The sequence below is a fragment of the Marinobacterium sedimentorum genome, from assembly GCF_024267675.1.
Classification (GTDB): domain Bacteria; phylum Pseudomonadota; class Gammaproteobacteria; order Pseudomonadales; family Balneatricaceae; genus Marinobacterium_A; species Marinobacterium_A sedimentorum.
In genome coordinates this window covers 124,609-143,506 of the sequence record NZ_JALDYX010000008.1, presented here as the reverse complement: position 1 = coordinate 143,506, position 18,898 = coordinate 124,609, and the positions used below count along the sequence as shown (strand labels likewise).

The window sequence follows — 18,898 nt, the reverse complement described above, 5'->3', positions numbered from 1 at the left end:
CTCAAATCCCTGAGAAGTGAGTAATTGAGTTCGTATCCCTTCGTCGTGCCCTATCCCTGTGACCTCAGCTTACAAAGTCAATACTAGAGCTTTTATCGACAGATACCATAGGACAAACTCCTAAACGCAAGCCCGGCCGGCAAGAATCCCGCCCAGACTCAGGGATGGCACTCCAACGTAGAGACCAGATCAACAAAGGCATCCCGATTAGACTCATTCAGACTCATCAGAACCTTGTGTGCTTCAATAATACGGTCACGTACCGCCGCCTCTGACTCCTGCACAAACGGCAGCCGCTTGAGATCGACCAGGCTGGTTGGCATGGTATCCAGCAGTAAAAAAATGCGTTCAAAGCCCATGGTAAAAAGAATGCGCGTCACATCTTCATTGGTGGACACCAGGGTCGGCGCTGCCAGAGACAGGCGGCCAGCCCCCACCGCCAGCTTGGCAATCAACCCCAGCGAAGTACTGTCAATGCTATCTGTTTCGGTCAGATCCACCAAGATATGCCGGACACCCCCGCCGGCCAACACCTGCTCCAGGTGGCGATCAAGGGTCGTACAGAGCGTGAGGCGCACTTCGCCGACAAACTTCAATACGTAACTGTCGCCCTCGCGGGCAAAAAATATCGAGCCTTCACGCATCAGAAGCGTCCCGGAACAAAGTCAAAATAGCAATATCATCCGGACAACTGGCGGTACCGAGCACAGTGTCCAGCAAATCATCAGGTTGCACCACACCCGCCGCCACCAGTGCGCGCAACCGCTCCTCACGCTTTTCCAGCGAGCCTTCTTTAACCATGACTTCGAGCACACCGTCCGAGAACAGCGTTAGTGAAAACGTATCGGCCAAGTGCAGCTCGTGCTCATCAAAAAACGGCTCATCAAACAGGCCCACCGGCATGCCCCGACCGGACAGAAAGCGCGCCTCACCCTCCTGACTCAGAATCGGCATTGGGTGATGGCCGCCCACCGCGTACTTGAGCACGGAATTGCGCGCATCCAGAATCCCGGCAAAAATCGTAAAGTGCTTGCCAAGACCGGTATCAAGCAGCTCACGGTTCAGCAGATAGAGTGTAGAGGCAGGGGATAGCTCAGACAGCGGCGTATCGCGATGGTGGGCGCGCAGCACGCGGTTGGTCATGTTCTTGAGCAGCACAGTAACCAGCGCCGACGAGGCACCATGGCCGGAAACGTCCGCCAGATAAAACAGCGTTAGATGATCATCCAGCGGCGCCACATCGACAAAGTCGCCACTCAGCACCAGGGACGGCGTCAGATCATAGGCAAAACTGACGCCACCGATGGTTTGCAGCTTCGCCGGCAGCAGATTCTGTTGCACCTGCTGAGCCGCCATCTGGTCCGAACGCAGCTCATCAAGACTGCGCTCAAGACTCTCGCGGTATAGGTTTGCAGCCTCTAGCTGCGCCGCCCGACTCAGCAGGCGGGAGAGCGTCGCCACAAAGGCCTGGGCTTCGTACTGCAAGCAGCGGTAGCTATAGATGTCACTGGCACCGGCACGCAGCCCACTGAGCAAATAGGAAGCATCGAGCTCAGGCACCAGCGCAATAACCGGCTTGGGATGCAAACGGATACAAAGGTCGCGCAGGGCAAGATCCGCCGGTAATCTCTGGACATTGACCACAGCCAGCGAAAACTCGTAGTGATCCAGCAGGCTTTCGAGCGCCAAAGCATCAGAGGCTCTGAGTATCTGCAGGCGAAAAGGCTCGACCTGCTCGCTGAGTTCAAAGATCTGATCGATTAGCTGAGTGTCGGACTCCACCAGCAGAATCCGGTGGCAGGGGGGACTCATAGAGTAGCCTGCGGTAGAAAAAGCCACATATTCATGAGCCTGCACACTACGCCGATTACCCTGAAGTTGCAACGCAAAGGTCAGAAGTCCTGAGCATCAAAAGGTGCATTGATCTGGCCGTCATTCACCTGATATTCCCGACGCTGCAGGTAGGCATCGCGAATAAAAAGATAGCGATCGCCGCTGATCAAACCTTCAGACTTCAACAACTCAGCGCGGGTATCGATCAGGCGCATTGCATAGAGGCTGTTACGCGTCGGCACATCCTCGACTTCACCCACAGGGTCCAGATAACTGTCCGGTACCAGCGCCACGCCATCGCGCACAGTGCTGGGCCCAAACAGCGGCAGCACCAAATAACTGCCACTGGGCACGCCCCAATAGCCCAGCGTCTGACCGAAATCCTCATTGTGCTTTTCCAGCCCCAGCGGGGTCGCCAGATCCAGCACACCCGCAAGACCAAAGGTGGTATTAAGCGTTACGCGGGCGACATCACTGGCGGCATCATGCAGCTTCAACTGCAGCGCGTTGTTAACCAGGGTACGTACATCACCCAGATTGCCAAAAAAATTCGACACGCCACGTTCAACCAGATCGGGCGTTACATACTGATAACCCTGGGCAACGGGTTTGAGGGCATAACGATCCAGCACATCGTTAAACTCAAACACAGTCCGGTTAAAACCTTCCCACGGATCCGCAGACCCGCCCTTGCCTTGTTCGGCCGCAACCAGTGGCGCGCCAATCAGCGCTACGCTAAGAATCGCAACCTTGCAGGATTTCATCGTCAATGCTTCCTTCACTAAACTCAACACCACCCAAACATCTGCTCTTTATAGCATTTCGCACCCGCGCAAACCAGATGCAGCACAGCATCCCCGCCACGCAGCCCACCCGGCGAACATTCACCCAAACGAAAAAGGGCCCCCTTGCGGGGACCCTTCTGTACTACCAATCACGCCAGGCGGATTAGAAGTTTACGTAGTAGCTCAGAGTAACAGTGTCGGTGCTGGAGGCGTTATCCGGATCCAGAACTGCGTACTCAGCTTTCACACCGGCCTTTTTGCCCAGTTTGTAGGCAGCCTGCACAGCGTAAGCCTGCTCGTCGTTGTTACCGCCACCATCGTTGAAGTTTTCACCGTAAACGGCTTTCAGCGTAGTGTTGCCCAGCGCATAGGTAGCGGCCAGAGCATACATTTCGTCTTCAGCTGAACCCTGCTCACCTTTCTCATAGGTAGCGCCCAGGCCCAGATCACCGATGCTGTAACCGGCACCCACTACCACCAGCTGAGCGTCGTCTGCACCAGTATCCACACCAACACCGTCAGTGTAGTTGCCATTCAGCTCAGAATAACCAACGGACAGGTCCAGGCCCATCAGCGCGTAGTTGAAGCCAACGGTGTAGCCGTCAACATCTTCTTCGTTGTCGTCGCCGCTACCATCCACGATCAGCTGAGCATAGGCTTCGAAACCAGCCATATTCGGCGTCACGTAGGTCAACGCATTACCGACACGGTCGTTGTTCATGAAGTTGTTGCCGGCCGACATCATGATGTCGGTGTAGCCTTCACCGGCTTCAGTCAGGCGGTTCTGACGACCCACCTGAACAATACCAAAGCCGCCAACCAGGCCGACGTTGGCTTTACGCATGATAACGTCGCCATTGACATTGCTGCCATTTGCAGCAGTATCACCGGTACCGTTGGCATCCAGACGGAATTCGATCTGGTAAGTAGCTTGAACGCCGTCCAGATTTTCCAGGTCGGAAGAGCCTTTAACACCCATTTCAGCCTTGTCGACGTACAGGTCAGCATCTTTGTCTTCAGCGAACTTCAGACGCGTTTCAACACCACCGTACAGAGTGGCATCAGCCTGAGCGACGATCGGAGCAGTCATGGCACCGGCGATAGCCAGAGCGATCAGTGACTTTTTCATCAACATTCCCCTTCAATGATTCAACTTACTAGTTGTGTACTCTAGTTTTTCTTAGTGCACCTAAGTGCTTCTAGGAAAGTACTATAAATCCTAAATATTTCAAACCAGTGAAAGGATTTTTTTCATTTCTTTTCCTTTCTGTCTGGCTACCTTATTTATAGTCACATACGAATTGTAACTAAAGGCAAAGTGATCCAGTACATTCTTTGGCCTTGCCTGGCTCCGTTTCACTTTCGAAAAGCGATACAGATACCCCTAATTACAACTGCCAGACAATAGCAAAACCGCAAGCATTACAGCATACCCGCCTGCGGCGCGCAAGCCCACGGACAGCGCCCGTGCAGCCAATTATCACACCGCATCTATAACCGCCACGCCAATGAATTCAGAAGCTTGAAAATAAACCCAGCTCGCACGCAATCGCTTAACAGCCCATTAACAGCGCATTAATACAACCGCGCCACTACCGCGACCGACAGCCGCAGCTACAAAGCAAGCGCCAAAAACATGCAGACTACTGACAGCTATTTTAACCCTGTCTGCCGCCTCTGCGGACACCACTCGGTGGCGTCTCAACAAAAAAGCATCCTCAGGCCTGCAACTGGCGCCACTGCTGCTGCAGCCGCTTGTCCGATACCGCTGTTTGGGTACCCAGCGTTTGGGCAAAAAGCGATACACGGTACTCCTCCAGCATCCAGCGAAAGTCTTCCAGCGCCGGATCAAACAATCCTTGAGCCTTGTTTTTGTCGCGCAAACCTTTATATCGCTGCCAATACTGTTGCAACTGGTCAGATAGCAACCGCTCCCGATTAAGGTCTCGCTGATATTTTTCCAGCCGTTTTAGTATTGCCTGCAGGTAACGCGGATAATGCTGTAACTGCGACCAGGAGGTTGTCAGCAAATATTCAGCCTGGATCAGCTCCGAAAGCTGACTTTTTATATCGTTCAGTACCGTTACCGCTTGCAACGGGATCTTTCCGCCCAACTGTTTGCGTACCTGGTGATAATCCCGGTGGCAGTCGCGCACAAACCCAGCCAGCTGAACAACCTTTTCCCACAGGTCTGCACGCGCCTTCTCAAGCCTGCCCCTGTAATCCTCCTCTGAACGCGGCAGCGACTCATCCAGCTGCATTAATTGCATCAATGCCTGCATCAGGATGGCATCCGCCAGCCGCGCCTTGTCAAACTGGGCACCGCCGTACAGCAGCGATTCATTCAGATGTGGCATTTCGCGCCGCGCATAGCGCACCGGCGCCGCGAGCTCCAGCATGGCAAGCCGTGCAACGCCCAGGCGCGATTCCGCCTGCGCCTGATCCGCCGAGGCGCAGATATGCAGCTCAACACTCGCACCGCAGTCCCGCAGCCCGGGATAAGCCGCCACACGGATGCCGCCGGCCTGGCGTAGTTCCACGGACTCAGGCAGCTCGCCGAAGTCCCAGCGCATCAGGCCACTGCGACCCCAGTTATCCCCCGGCCCTTGGCGCAGCGCAGCTTCAGCCTGCTTGCCAAATTCACTTGAAAGCGCCTCCAGGTCCCGACCGGCACCCAACTGCTGACCTGCCGCATCCAGCAATCGGATATTCATGCGGTAGTGCTTGTCGAGCTCAACGGCGCGCAACTCGGCCGGATCCACGCGCACACCGGTTTTGCGCCGCAAAAACAGGCTGAGCGCCTCGTACAGATCGCCGTCTGCGAACACCACCTGATCGGTAAAGGCCCGCACATGATCCGGAATGGGCACGAAATGCTTGCGCAGCGACTTGGGCAACCCCTTGAGGATGGCGATACACTTGTCTTCCAGCATGCCCGGCACCAGCCAGTCGGGGCGGCGCGGCGTCACGCCATTCAACAGCGCCAGCGGCAAATCAAGCGTAACGCCGTCGCTGGCGGCGCCCGGCTCGAACTGATAGCTCAGTGGCAGATCGACACCCTCCAGGCGCATGCGCTGCGGATAGTCCCGCGCTGTGACATGAGCCGCCGAGCGCTGCAGTACGTCCTCTTCGGTAAAGAACAGTACCTGAGGGTTCTGCTGCTCGGCACTCCTGCGCCAGTGCTCGAAGCCGGCACCATTGACGATACCTGCGCCACCGTGCTCGGCCAGGCGCCCGGCATAAAAGTCGTACAGACTGTCCTCATCCACCAGCAGATCACGACGCCGGCTTTTGGCTTCCAGCGCCTCCACCCCGTCCAGCAGTTTGCGGTTGTGGCTGAAATACGTCGCCTGTGTCTGGTACTCTCCTTCCACCAGCGCACTGCGAATGAAGATCTCGTGGCAGACCGCGGGGTCTATAGTGCCGTAATGTACCTTGCGCCGCGGTACTATGATCAAACCAAAGAGCGTCACCTGCTCGCTGGCCACCACCTGCGCGCGCTTTTTCTCCCAGTGCGGTTCAAGATAGCTGCGCTTGACCAGATGCCCGGCCAGCGGCTCGACCCACTCCGGCTTGATCGAGGCGTTCATGCGGGCAAACAGGCGTGATGTCTCAACCATTTCCGCCGACATGACCCACTTGGGCGCCTTCTTGAAGACAGTCGAGGCCGGAAACAGATGAAAGCGACGATTACGCGCTCCCAGATACTCTCGATTCTCCTGCCGCATGCCAATCTGACTCAGCAACCCAGCCAGCAGCGAGCGATGAAACGGCTCGTACTCCGCTGGTACCGAATTCTCCTGCAACTTAAGCTGCCGGCTGATCAGGTGCAGCTGGCGGTGTACATCGCGCCACTCGCGCATGCGCAAAAATGACAGGAAGTGTTTCTGGCAGTACTTGCGCAGCTGATTCTGGCTCAGGGCCTGGCGCTGTTCTTCGTACAGATTCCACAGTTTAAGCAGGGTGACAAAGTCCGATTCATCGTCAGCGTATTCGCGGTGTTTCTCGTCAGCCGCCTGCTGTTTGTCGAGCGGGCGCTCTCGCGGATCCTGGCTGCTCAGCGCACTGGCCACCACCAGCACCTCACGCAGCGCATTCTGCTTGGCCCCCTCCAGCACCATGCGCCCGATGCGCGGATCCACCGGCAACTGCGCCAGCTGGCGCCCAAGGGCCGTCATGCCGCGCGCGGTATCGACTGCACCGAGCTCTTCGAGCAACTTGAAGCCATCATTGATAAAACGACTGTCGGGTGGATCGATAAAGGGAAAATCGGCGATATCACCGAGGCGCAGGCTGAGCATCTGCAGAATTACCGCCGCCAGATTGGTACGCCGGATCTCGGCATCGGTAAAGCGCGGCCGGGCCGCGAAATCCTCTTCGGAATAAAGCCGAATGCAGACACCTTCGGATATGCGACCGCAACGCCCCATGCGCTGATTCGCGCTGGCCTGGGACACCGCCTCGATCGGCAAACGCTGCACCTTGGCTCTATAGCTGTAACGTGAAATGCGGGCCTGCCCGGGGTCAATAACATAGCCGATACCCGGCACCGTAACCGAGGTTTCCGCCACGTTGGTCGCCAGCACGATACGCCGGCCGGCGCCGCGATCAGCCTGAAACACCCGATTCTGCTCCGCCACGCTCAGACGCGCATAGAGCGGCATGACTTCGGTATCACGTAGCTGTGCCCGGCGCAGCACCTCAGCCGTTTCGCGGATTTCCCGCTCACCACTGAGAAAAATCAGGATGTCCCGCGCACCGTTACTACGCTGGCTGCGAGCCAGATCGGTGATTTCCTCCACAGCCTCCAGAATCGCCTGCTGCTGGTCTACATCGGGCTGATCTTCGCCGCGATCATTCAGCGGGCGATAGAGCACTTCAACCGGGTAGGTTCGCCCCGAAACCTCAATAATGGGCGCGTCATCAAAGTGGCGGGAAAAACGCTCCAAATCGATCGTGGCCGACGTAATGATGACCTTGAGGTCCGGACGCTGTGGCAGAATCCGTTTCAGATAACCCAGCAAAAAGTCGATATTGAGACTGCGCTCATGGGCTTCATCGATAATGATGACGTCATAGCGTTCAAGCAACCGGTCGTGCTGCGTTTCCGCCAGCAGGATACCATCGGTCATCAGCTTGATCAGGGTATGGTCGGACACCTGCTCAGTGAAACGCACCTGATACCCCACCTGATCACCCAGACTGCAATTCAGCTCTTCGGCTATGCGTGTCGCCACAGTACGCGCCGCCAGGCGCCGCGGCTGGGTATGGCCAATCAGGCCACGCACGCCCAGGCCAAGCTCCAGGCAGATTTTGGGCAACTGCGTGGTTTTACCGGAACCGGTTTCACCGGCGATAACGACCACCTGATTCGCAGCGATCACCTTGCCGATTTCCTCGCGCCGCACTGAAACCGGCAAATCGGGATAATTAATAGTCTTGACTCGCGCGGCGCGCGCCTTTACCAGGGCCGCAGAGTATTCCAGCGCCTGCTCCAGCTGGATCGCGATGCGATCCGCCGGCAACCCCTTTTCCAGGCGCTGCTCCAGCTGCTGAAGCTTTCTGAGAAGACCAAGGCGATCCTTGCACTGGCAGAGCGCAAGCTGCTGACGGAGATGTTCAATATCGATAGTCACGAATGGGCTGCAGTCGTTCAGGCTGAAAGAGGAGGCACATTATAAAGGAGACACTCGGCGGATACACGGGCACTGCACTATAGAGCCTCGCAGCGCGCGCCACTCTTGAAGTACGACTTAGATAACGCCGACCGGCGCTTGCGATGCGAAGTCTGCGCTGCGCTTTGCGACCACAAGGCCGTTCTCAAACACGCACAACTCACCGGTTTGCAGTGCCTGCCAGTGTTCGTTATCCGTCAGCGGATCCGTCGCTATCACGGTAACTATATCCAGAGGCGTGGTTTCCTGGCAGAAATCGACCGTCAGTTCGTAGTCTTTGAGCCTTGCCTCACCGAATGGCGCCCGGCGCGTGATCCAGGACAGCTTGGTGGTGCAGTAACAGAACAGGTAGCGTGACTCCGTCAGCAGCATGTTGAACACACCAAAGCCACGCAGACGATCACAGAGCCCGGCAATAAAGTCACTCAGCTCAGCAATGTCATCGGGCTGCTCGGGAAAACGACTGCGCACCTGCCCCAGCAACCAGCAAAAGGCATATTCGCTGTCGGTGGTACCGATGGGGCGGTAGAACTCCAGCGGCAACTCGTACAGCTGCGCATCCAGCTGCCCATTGTGGGCGTAAGTCCAGCTACGGCCCCAGAGTTCACGGGAAAACGGGTGGGTATTTTCCAGGCAGATCTGACCGACGTTCGCCTGGCGGATATGACTGATAACGATATGGCTTTTGATCGGATGACTGCGCACCAGCCGTGCAATGGCCGACTCCACACTGGGTGCCGGATCATGGAAAAAGCGCACCCCCCGCCCCTCGTAAAAGGCGATGCCCCAGCCGTCACGATGCGGCCCGGTTGCCCCGCCTCGCTGCATCAGCCCGGAGAAGCTGAAACAGATATCGGTGGGTACATTGGCACTCATGCCCAAGAGTTCACACATCGGTACGGCTCCGTCTGCTCTGATCAGTTAGCGTGCAGCGCCCCGAGACCCTGCCACGCCATGAAAGCGGTGTTGCTTGTGCCCATGGCCTCATTTGCCTTCAAACTTGCCTCGGCCCCGGCCTCGACCCAGCACGATTCGATCGGGCAGGCTGTCGATTGCCTCAACCCCAAATTCAAACGCTTTTTCCGCCGCGCCCTGCAATGCCAGCACCTGCTGGATCTGCTCGCGCCGCTCCCCCTGAAAGCAGCCTCTGGGATCTACCGACATCTGGCGGCTCAAGACCCGGGCCCGCACCTTGCCACCGGCCTCGACATAGAGAATATCGCAGATCACCTCGCCTTCGAGGCGCCCGCTGACATGCACATGCTTGGCCTTTACCAGCCCTTTAACCTCGCCGGTCTTGCCAATGGAAATATCGTCATTGGCGTCAATCTTGCCTTCGATAACACCGTCGACGTGCACCTTGCCCTGTACCGTCATGTCTCCGGTGAATCGGTTTCCTTCTGCGATGATGGTAACTGCACCGCGGCCTGATTTAACGGATACATTTCTTTTAAGGATGCCCATTTTACGCTCGTTACGTCTGTAAAGATGGTGTCAAAATTCGCAATATTCCACTTCAGAAAAGGTGCCGGATCAATCGCCGTAAACAGGCGCCTTACCTCGTAGTGCAAATGCGGCCCGGTCGAACGACCACTGTTTCCGCTGTGTGCAATCAACTGGCCTTTGGCCACAAGATCACCTGTTTCGACATTCAGTTTATCCAGATGTGCAAAGTAAGTCTTGAAACCAAAACTGTGCTGCATGATGACCAGCTTGCCAAAACCACTCTGCCGGCCACTGAATTCCACCACACCGTCCGCAGTGGCATAGACTTCGGTACCCCGGGTCGCAGCGAAGTCGACGCCATTGTGCATACTGCGCTTGCGAGTCACCGGGTGGGTACGCATGCCGAAGCGATCCGTCATGCGGGTGCCCTGCAACGGTACACCGTTGGGAATATTATGCAGCAGAAACAACCGCTGCGCGGCCGTCGATTTCAAGACCTCCGCCCGCTCCGGCGTATAGGAGTCACTGGCGGGCATGCCAAGCATAGACTCCAGGCCACCCAGACTCTCGTCCAGCGAGGCATTCAATTCCCCGATACGGTAATTTTCCTGCTGCAGCACCTCAAGGGTACTGCTGAGCTGATTCAGCTCGGACACATAGAGCTGCTGAGTCCCGAGCACGGTTTCGTACTGATCGGACAACAACTGATGATCCTCTTCCAGAATGGCCAGATCGTCACTGGTCTTCACCAGTAAGGCGTTGGACACAAAGAAGCTGAGCACCGCCATCAACAAGAAGGCCGGTACCAGCACTCGCGCCACCTGGTTCAGCGTATACTGCCGCGAACCCTTCACCGTCGTCAGGGTAACGATCAGTTTGTTTTTCAAGGCACGCCCCCGCATGAATCGACAAGGAGGTTGAAGACAACAATCCGCTTGCAAAAGTTCAGCGGACACTTGCAACACAACAGCGACTACTCCGGCCGCAGAGCACTGTAACCACAAAAACCAGCTACACCCAGTGGGCGCGGGATATCATAACGCAGGATGCACAGAGCGCGACAACCCTGGCGGATTATCGCGCTCTGTTTTCAGGCAGCTAGACCTCAGGCCACGGTGCCCGCTACCCCGGTAAGGCGGTAACAGGGCGTGTATTCCTGATAGTTCAGTTTCATGCGCCGCTGCTGCACAAAGGAAGTGAGCAGCTGATCCAGCGGATCCATCAAATCAGGCTCGCCGCAAAGCTCGAAAGGCCCGAATTCCTCGATGGCCCGTACCCCCGGCTCCTTGACGTTGCCTGCCACAATGCCCGAGAGCGCGCGCCGCAGGTTGGACGCCAGATCGCAGGATGACTGATCCTGGAACAGGTTAAGCGTCGCCATGTTTTCATGGGTGGGTTCAAACGGCTGCTGGAAGGTCAACGGAATACTGATTTGCCAGTTGAAGTGGAAGGACTCGCTGGTCACCTTGCGGTAGGCCGTGACAGCGCGCAGACCCGCCTCCATGCGCAGCGCAACCTTGATCGGGTCGCCGACAATGATTTCATAGCGGTTCGCCGCAGCATCGCCCAGCGTCTTGCGCAGGAAACGATCAATGGTTTCGAAGTAGGCCTCACTGCCCTCGGGCCCGGTAAAGATCAGCGGGAACGGCAGCTCATTGTTCTTCTCGTGCAACAGCACGCCCAGAATATACAGAATCTCCTCCGCCGTGCCGGCGCCGCCCGGAAAGACCACGATGCCATGCCCAAGACGCACAAAAGCCTCCAGTCGCTTTTCGATATCCGGCATGATCAGCAGCTCATTGACGATCGGGTTCGGCGACTCGGCGGCAATAATGCCGGGCTCCGAAATACCCACATAGCGCGCATCGCGGATACGCTGCTTGGCATGGGCGATGGCCGCCCCCTTCATGGGGCCCTTCATCGCCCCCGGGCCACAACCGGTACAGATATTCAACCGCCGCAGGCCGAGCTCGTAGCCCACCTTCTTGGTGTATTCATACTCGTCATGGCCAATGGAGTGGCCACCCCAGCACACCACCAGATTGGGCTTCACGTGCGGACGGAAAACATCGGCGTGACGCAGAATCTGAAAAACGGCGTGCGTAATAGTGCTCCCCTCATCCAGACCATGACAATAATCATCCAGTTCATCGCCGATATAGAGCAGATCTCGCAGCACCGAAAACAGGTGCTCGCGTATCCCCTGGATGATTTCGCCATCCACGAAGGCGCTGGCTGGCGCATTGATCAGATCCAGCTGCAGACCACGATGTTTCTGGCTGATTTTAATATCGAAATTCTTGTATCGCTCGAGCACCATCTTGGTGCTGTCAAGCTCACTGCCGCAATTGAGAACCGCCAGGCAGCACTGCCGAAACAGTCGGTACAAACCACCCTGGCTTGCATCCTGCAGCCTGGCAACTTCAACAGGGGAAAGTGTCGCCAGGCTCTCGCTGGGCGTCACACTGGTGGTCACGAAGTCTTCGGTGATCATAAATATCACCTCCCTTGAGCATCGAATTCCTGAAATGCCGAGCCCGGCCACACTTTATGCGTCACCGGCCCAACCGGTAAAACCCTGCACCGCCCCTGGCTGACAGATGCCGGCACTCTGGCGCAGGCTTTCATGAGACAGGGCCAGCACACCAGAGGTTCACCCTCTTCAATATAGGGAATTTCCATGAATCCCACCATAACCCTTTTAAAAACAATGCGATCCAGATCATTTTTTGATCAAACGGGGCAGCATGGCCCAAGCAGAAAACTTTTTTACGGCCAATTAAACGCAGTCCTCATTTGTACGGTTACACGCAACATTGAGGCTGCTATTGTGTAAGTGCGGCAGCTGTATTGTGCTTATGGATCCGCAGGATACAGCCGCATGCTTATCAAGCGAGCAGCTGAAGGAAAAGCCGATGACCGCATCGAAACTTTATATTCTTGATACCAACGTGTTGCTGCATGATCCCAAGTGCCTGTTCGAATTCAAGGAACAGGACATCACCATCCCCATGACCGTGCTTGAGGAGCTTGATGACATCAAGGACCGCAAGAAAACAGTGGCGCAGGAAGCCCGTTTTGCCATCCGGGCGATCGACAATATTCTCAGTGCCGCGAACAGCCCCACCCAGATAACCAAGGGTGTGCGCATCATGCTGCCAGGACTCGACCGGGAAACCCCCCTGGGCAAACTGAGCATCTTCCCCGACCACGAACTGGGTGCGCGCCAGGGCTTTCTGCCCGCCGACAAGAACAAGGACAATCAGATCATCAACTGCGCCCTGCACCTGCAGGCGACCAACCCGCACCGCGACATCATTCTGGTCACCAAGGACATCAACATGCGGCTCAAGGCCCTTGGGGCCGGGCTGCTGAAAGTTGAAGACTACCGTACCGACCAGCTGATCTCCGATCTCGACCTGCTGCCCGCCGGGCACCAGAAGATAGAGGGCAATTTCTGGGACCGCATCGAGCAGGTAGACAGCTACCGCGATGGCGATCGCACTTACCACCGCGTCAACCGGGAAATGCTGCCCCACACCTACCCCAACGAATACATCTACGACGAAAGCAAGGACTTTGCCGCCCGTACCATCTCCATCGAAGACGACAAGGTGGTACTGCTGGATCTGGGCTACAGTCACCTGATGCAGCAGAACTGCTGGGGTATCAAACCTATCACGCTGTACCAGGCTTTTGCCATGCAATCCCTGCTGGATCCGACCATCGACATGTGCCTGCTCAATGGTGCCGCAGGCTCGGGCAAAACCCTGATTGCGCTGGCCTGCGCGCTGGAAATGGTGATCGAGCAGAAGCGCTTCAACAAGATCATCGTCACCCGCTCCACACCGCCGGTGGCCGAGGATATAGGCTTTCTGCCCGGAACCGAAGAAGAGAAGATGACGCCCTGGCTCAGCTCCATCCACGACAACCTCGAAGCCATGCATGAGCATGACGAACGCCCCCAGAGCAGTGTCAAATATGCCATTGAAAAGGCTAACATCCAGTTCAAGTCACTGAACTTCATTCGTGGCCGCAGCATCCAGGATGCGGTGGTCATCGTTGATGAAGCCCAGAACCTGACCCCACAGCAGCTCAAGACCATCATCACTCGCTGCGGCAAGGGCACCAAGATGATCTGTCTGGGCAACCTGGCGCAGATCGACTCCAATTATCTGACCGCCCTGACCTCGGGCCTGACCTATATCGTTGAGCGCTTCAAGGGGTTCGAAGGCTCCGCCAACGTCCACTTCGAAGGCATCTTCCGCTCCCGCCTGGCACGCTACGCCGAAGAGCACCTCTGATCCGCCATAGCTTTTACTACCCAGCAATGCCCCGGCCGCCGCGCCGTGGCATTGCTCCCTCGTAAACCCTCTTTGCGACCCGCCATACCAAAGTATCAATTGCCTCTGCAGCCCCTACCGCAACTGCGTTACAACCTCATGAAACCGTTGTGTTATAGGCACTATAAAAGATGGCCGCGTTTCCTTCCGTCGCGCCTGACTTATAATGCGTCGCAACTGCGAAAGATAATAATAAAGCCTAGAGCCGGATCAATCCGTGTTTTGAACCGATCGAAAAGACCCGGATTTGACGGGCGCAAGCAGCTTTTTAAAGATGCCCTGCGCCCCGCTGCCCAAACGCAGACAGGAATTCTACGGCTGATGCCACGGCGACCTGATGAGCGCCCAACAGATGCATCAGCCGCTCCATAGCGAACGGGACCGAGACCGCGCGATACTCTGAAGAATGCCGCCCCGCAGGGCGACAAAAGTTTCAGGGCAGGGCCAAAAACCCCTATCCGCGGCGCCTCAACTCCATGATCAACTATCTAACAGGCGGAGTTATCATGACTGCAAAATCCGTAGACGTACTGCTCGTCGGGGCCGGCGCAATGAGCGCAACCCTGGGCACGCTGCTCAAGCAGCTGGATCCGAACCTCAGCATCAGCATGGTTGAGCGTCTGGACCAGGTTGCCCAGGAAAGCACCGACGGCTGGAACAACGCCGGCACCGGTCACGCAGCCTACTGCGAACTGAATTACGCTCCCCTGACGGCTGATGGCACCATCGACACCCGCAAGGCCTTCACCATCAATAACGCCTTTGAAGTCAGCCTGCAGTTCTGGTCTTACCTGGTGGAACAGCAGATATTGCCGGCGCCGAAAAACTTTATTAATGCCACGCCGCACCAGAGCTTTGTCTGGGGCGAGGAAAACGTCAACTTTCTGCGCAAGCGCCATGCAACCCTGAGCGCCCATCCCGCCTTCGCCGCCATGGAATACAGCGAAGACCACGAGGTTCTGCGTCAGTGGATGCCTCTGATCATGCAGAACCGTAGTCCGGACGAAAAAGTCGCCGGTACCCGCGTACGCTATGGCTCGGATGTCGACTTTGGCTCGCTGACACGCGGCATGACACAGAACCTGCAGACCCAGGCCGGTTTCGAACTGCTGCTCGCACGTACGGTAACCGACCTTAACCAGCAGGCCGACGGCCAGTGGGACGTCAAACTGAAGAACAGCCAGAGCGGCGGCACCGAGCATATCCGTGCCCGCTTCGTTTTTCTGGGTGCCGGCGGCGGCGCCCTGCCCCTGCTGCAAAAATCCGGCATTGCCGAAGGCGACGGCTACGGCGGCTTCCCGGTCAGCGGCCAGTGGCTGGTATGCAAAAAACCCGAGATCGTCAGCCAGCACCTGGCCAAGGTCTACGGCAAGGCCCCCATTGGCGCCCCCCCCATGTCGGTACCCCACCTGGATACCCGCATTATCGACGGCGAAAAGGCCCTGCTGTTTGGCCCCTTTGCAGGCTTCACCACCAAATTTCTCAAGCGCGGATCCAATCTGGATCTGCTCAAGAGCGTGCGCCTGAACAACATCAAGCCCATGCTGTCCGTGGGCATGAACAACATGGACCTGACCCGCTACCTGATCAGCGAAGTCCTGCAGTCCCATGACGCCAGGATCGAGGCACTGCGCAAATTCTACCCCGATGCGCGCACCGAAGACTGGACCCTGTCCCACGCCGGACAGCGGGTGCAGATCATCAAGAAAGACGCCGAGAAAGGCGGCAAGCTGGAATTCGGTACCGAAGTGATCACCTCGGCCGATGGCAGCCTGTCCGCTCTGCTCGGCGCCTCTCCCGGCGCCTCTACAGCCGCCAGCGCCATGATCGGCATTATCGAACGCTGCTTTGCCGACCAGCTGGCAAGCCCGGCCTGGCAGGAAAAGATCCGCACCATGGTGCCTTCGTATCAGCAGGATTTGATGCAGAATACCCAGCTGCTGGAGCAGGTCCGCAAACGCACTCTGTCCGTGCTGCAGCTGGATGAGGGCCAGACCAGCCCAAAGTCACAGCCAGCGCCTGATACGCTTGATGACATCCAGGCTCTGGCCAGCTAACTGACAGACAAAACCGCAAAGCGCGCAGGCCCCGCCTGCGCGCTTTCCCACAGGCTGATTTTTCCCTATGCTGGTGACTTCATGCATGGCACCGGAGTCATACACTATGCGCTGGCTGCTGATCGGCCCTATCCGCGCCTACCAACTGGTGATCAGCCCGATTATCGGGCCCCGATGCCGCTTCTACCCCAGCTGTTCCAGCTATGGTATTGAAGCCATTCAGCTCCACGGCCCAGCCAAGGGCGGCTGGCTGACGCTCAAGCGCATCGCCAAGTGTCACCCACTGCACCCCGGTGGCGTCGATCTGGTGCCCGGTCACTGCGCTACAAAATCAGCCGATCCCGATGCTGCTCAGGCACCTGAAAGGTTCCGCGATCGCCCCTGACTAACGCTATAGCCAGCCGCAACACACGCAAATTCAGCCACTTAAGTTAGACTTGAAGTGAAATAGCAGCACCACATCGATTGACCCCCCCGCCCGCAGCAGCTATTAAATAAACACTCCCATAGCGCTGACGACAGGCACCTGCATCCATGTTTTCTCCGACAACAGTCACGATCGTGGTGCTGCTCTATATGGGCATTCTGTTCAGCATTGCACAACTGGTGGAAAAACGCGTTGAGCGCAACGGCCAGGCCAAGCGCGGCCCCTGGATCTATGCGCTGTCGCTGGCGGTGTACGCCACCTCCTGGACCTTCTACGGCAGCGTAGGTCTTGCGAGCCATTCCGGCCTGCTGTTTCTGGGCATCTATGTCGGCGCACTGATGGCCATCGCGCTCTGGTGGGTCATCCTGCGCCCCATGGTGGCCGCCAAGGAAACCTTCCATATCACCAGCATTGCCGACTTTATATCCACCCGCTACAATCGCTCCCAGACCATCGCCGCCGCCGTTACCCTGATCGCACTGATCGGCGCCCTGCCCTATATAGCCCTGCAGCTCGAAGCCATTATCAGCTCCTTCAACCTGATCACATCGGGCAATAATCCGGGTGTCGGCGGCTTTACCGGCCTGATGATCACGCTGGTGATGATTATCTTTACCATTATATTCGGCGCCCGCAGGCTCGACCCCACGGAACGCCACCCGGGCATGGTCACGGTGCTGGCCGTGGAGTGCGTGGTCAAGTTGATCGCCTTCATGGCCATCGGCGCCTTCGTCACCATGACCGTATTCGGCGGCTTGGCGCCCCTGCTGGAACGCCTGAGCGAAGGCGACCTGCGCCACCTTACCCGCATCAGCAGTTACAAGGGCGACGGTCTCACCTGGCTGACCTTCATTATCCTGAGTTTCGCCGGCATTCAGCTGCTGCCGCGCCAGTTTCATGTGGCAGTGGTGGAAAACTCGAACCAGCAGCATATCAAGACCGCCATGTGGCTGTTCCCGTTGTACCTGATTCTGATCAACCTGTTTGTATTGCCCATCGCCGGTGCAGGACTGATCAGCGACCTGCCCATCAGCATGGCGGACTTCTATGTGCTGCTGATCCCGCAGCAGGCCGGTGAGCAGGCCCTGACGCTGCTGGTGTTTATCGGCGGCTTCTCCGCCGCCACAGCAATGGTGCTGGTCACCACCATGACCCTGGCCACCATGGCCTCGAACCACCTGTTGCTGCCGCTGTTCGAGCGCACTCCGGGCCTCAGGCGCGCACGGGGCTCGCTGCTGCAGGTGCGCTGGGTGCTTATTGCGCTCATCCTGGTGTCGGCCTACGGCTTTGCCGTCGAATTTGCCGACTCCTACCTGCTGGTCACCATAGGCCTGCTGTCCTTCGCCGCGGTACTGCAGTTCGCCCCGGCGCTCTTTGGTGGCCTGTTCTGGAAGCGCGGCAACAGTGCCGGAGCCCTGGCGGGCCTGTGCAGCGGCTTCCTGATCTGGTGTTATACCCTGGCGCTGCCCACCTTTATTCGCCAGGGCTGGTATGAACCCGGCCTGCTGACCGACGGCCCCTGGGGCATAACACTGCTGCGCCCCGAAGCGCTGCTCGGGCTCGACAGCCTGCCAACCCTGAGCCACAGCGTGTTCTGGTCACTCATGATCAATATCAGCGCCTATGTACTGGGCTCGCTGCTCTACAGCCCCGGCAAGGGCGAGCGCACTCTCACCAGCGACTTCCTCTCCGCCATGCTGCCGCAGCAGCACCGCAGCCGGGCCCGTCATACCGGGCTGCACGCCTACATCGACCTGAAACCCAAGATCGCGGAAGCCCGCAGCCTGCTGGCCAAATACCTCAATAGCGACAAGGCGGAAGCCGCGGTACACGGTCTGTTGCAGGACCTGCAGGTGGCAAATAAGCCCCACGTCACCATTATTGAACTGGTGGAATTTCACCGCTCGCTGGAGCATATCCTGGCCGGTGCCATCGGCGCCGCCAGCGCCCACAGCGCCATCGAAACCTCAATCCACTACAGTGACCGCGAAGCCACCGACCTGAAAGCGCTCTATAGCCATATAGTGAGCGAACTCAATGGCCCGCACCTGAGTGCGTCCGTGCTCAATAGCCCCAGCGCAGCGGCTCAAGGCTCAGCGGACCATTACGGCATGGTGAGCGAACTGCAACGCAGCATCGAGAAACTGGAGCAGAATATCAAGCTGCAGAAAAACCAGATCGACCAGCTCGAAACCAAACTGGAGGAGCGCTATACGGATATTTTCCGCTACCGTATTGATGCCCAGAAGCTGCTGCAGGAAAACGAACTGCTGCGCCGGGAGCTCGGCGCCCTGCGGGCCGAGGATCAGCTGTAGCATCAGGCCAGGCAACA

The 18,898-nt window shown here is 57.5% G+C and carries 13 protein-coding genes; 4 read left to right on the top strand and 9 right to left on the bottom strand.

From position 1 onward, the window contains the following. Window positions 1-158: 158 nt before the first annotated feature. From MRS74_RS09735 to ppnN, 9 genes are all read right to left on the bottom strand, one after another. Window positions 159-644, bottom strand: coding sequence for an STAS domain-containing protein (locus MRS74_RS09735; RefSeq protein WP_254580089.1), 486 nt, complete (start codon window positions 642-644; stop codon window positions 159-161). Next, the gene (locus MRS74_RS09730) at window positions 637-1,812 is read right to left on the bottom strand and encodes a PP2C family protein-serine/threonine phosphatase (RefSeq protein WP_254580088.1); all 1,176 of its coding nucleotides are present in this window, start codon (window positions 1,810-1,812) and stop codon (window positions 637-639) included. The genes MRS74_RS09735 and MRS74_RS09730 overlap by 8 nt, the downstream gene beginning before the upstream one ends. Window positions 1,813-1,892: 80 nt before the next feature. Continuing rightward, window positions 1,893-2,597, bottom strand: coding sequence for an MlaA family lipoprotein (locus MRS74_RS09725; RefSeq protein ID WP_254580087.1), 705 nt, complete (start codon window positions 2,595-2,597; stop codon window positions 1,893-1,895). 184 nt (window positions 2,598-2,781) lie between these two features. Next, the gene (locus MRS74_RS09720; protein WP_254580086.1) at window positions 2,782-3,747 is read right to left on the bottom strand and encodes a porin; all 966 of its coding nucleotides are present in this window, start codon (window positions 3,745-3,747) and stop codon (window positions 2,782-2,784) included. Window positions 3,748-4,336: 589 nt separating this feature from the next. Beyond that, window positions 4,337-8,254, bottom strand: a complete 3,918-nt coding sequence (hrpA, locus tag MRS74_RS09715) for an ATP-dependent RNA helicase HrpA (RefSeq protein ID WP_254580085.1) — start codon at window positions 8,252-8,254, stop codon at window positions 4,337-4,339. Between the two features lie 117 nt (window positions 8,255-8,371). Further along, window positions 8,372-9,187, bottom strand: a complete 816-nt coding sequence (locus tag MRS74_RS09710; protein WP_254580084.1) for a class II glutamine amidotransferase — start codon at window positions 9,185-9,187, stop codon at window positions 8,372-8,374. Between the two features lie 90 nt (window positions 9,188-9,277). Further along, window positions 9,278-9,670, bottom strand: a complete 393-nt coding sequence (locus MRS74_RS09705) for a bactofilin family protein (protein ID WP_254580083.1) — start codon at window positions 9,668-9,670, stop codon at window positions 9,278-9,280. Next, entirely contained in the window at window positions 9,667-10,626 is a 960-nt protein-coding gene (locus tag MRS74_RS09700; RefSeq protein WP_254580082.1) for a M23 family metallopeptidase, read from the bottom strand. The genes MRS74_RS09705 and MRS74_RS09700 overlap by 4 nt, the downstream gene beginning before the upstream one ends. 218 nt (window positions 10,627-10,844) lie before the next feature. Then, entirely contained in the window at window positions 10,845-12,233 is a 1,389-nt protein-coding gene (gene ppnN, locus MRS74_RS09695) for a nucleotide 5'-monophosphate nucleosidase PpnN (RefSeq protein WP_256557876.1), read from the bottom strand. A gap of 421 nt (window positions 12,234-12,654) precedes the next feature. On the opposite strand from ppnN, the gene MRS74_RS09690 reads away from it, so the two are divergent. From MRS74_RS09690 to MRS74_RS09675, 4 genes are all read left to right on the top strand, one after another. Next, window positions 12,655-14,043 carry a PhoH family protein gene (locus MRS74_RS09690; protein WP_254580081.1) on the top strand — a complete coding sequence of 463 codons (1,389 nt, stop codon included), beginning with the start codon at window positions 12,655-12,657 and terminating at the stop codon, window positions 14,041-14,043. Window positions 14,044-14,588: 545 nt separating this feature from the next. After that, window positions 14,589-16,139, top strand: coding sequence for a malate dehydrogenase (quinone) (gene mqo / locus MRS74_RS09685; protein ID WP_254580080.1), 1,551 nt, complete (start codon window positions 14,589-14,591; stop codon window positions 16,137-16,139). Between the two features lie 85 nt (window positions 16,140-16,224). Further along, window positions 16,225-16,524 (top strand): membrane protein insertion efficiency factor YidD, encoded by a 300-nt coding sequence (gene yidD, locus MRS74_RS09680; RefSeq protein WP_254580079.1) that lies wholly within the window; start codon window positions 16,225-16,227, stop codon window positions 16,522-16,524. A gap of 149 nt (window positions 16,525-16,673) precedes the next feature. After that, the gene (locus tag MRS74_RS09675) at window positions 16,674-18,881 is read left to right on the top strand and encodes a sodium:solute symporter family protein (RefSeq protein WP_254580078.1); all 2,208 of its coding nucleotides are present in this window, start codon (window positions 16,674-16,676) and stop codon (window positions 18,879-18,881) included. Window positions 18,882-18,898: the final 17 nt, after the last annotated feature.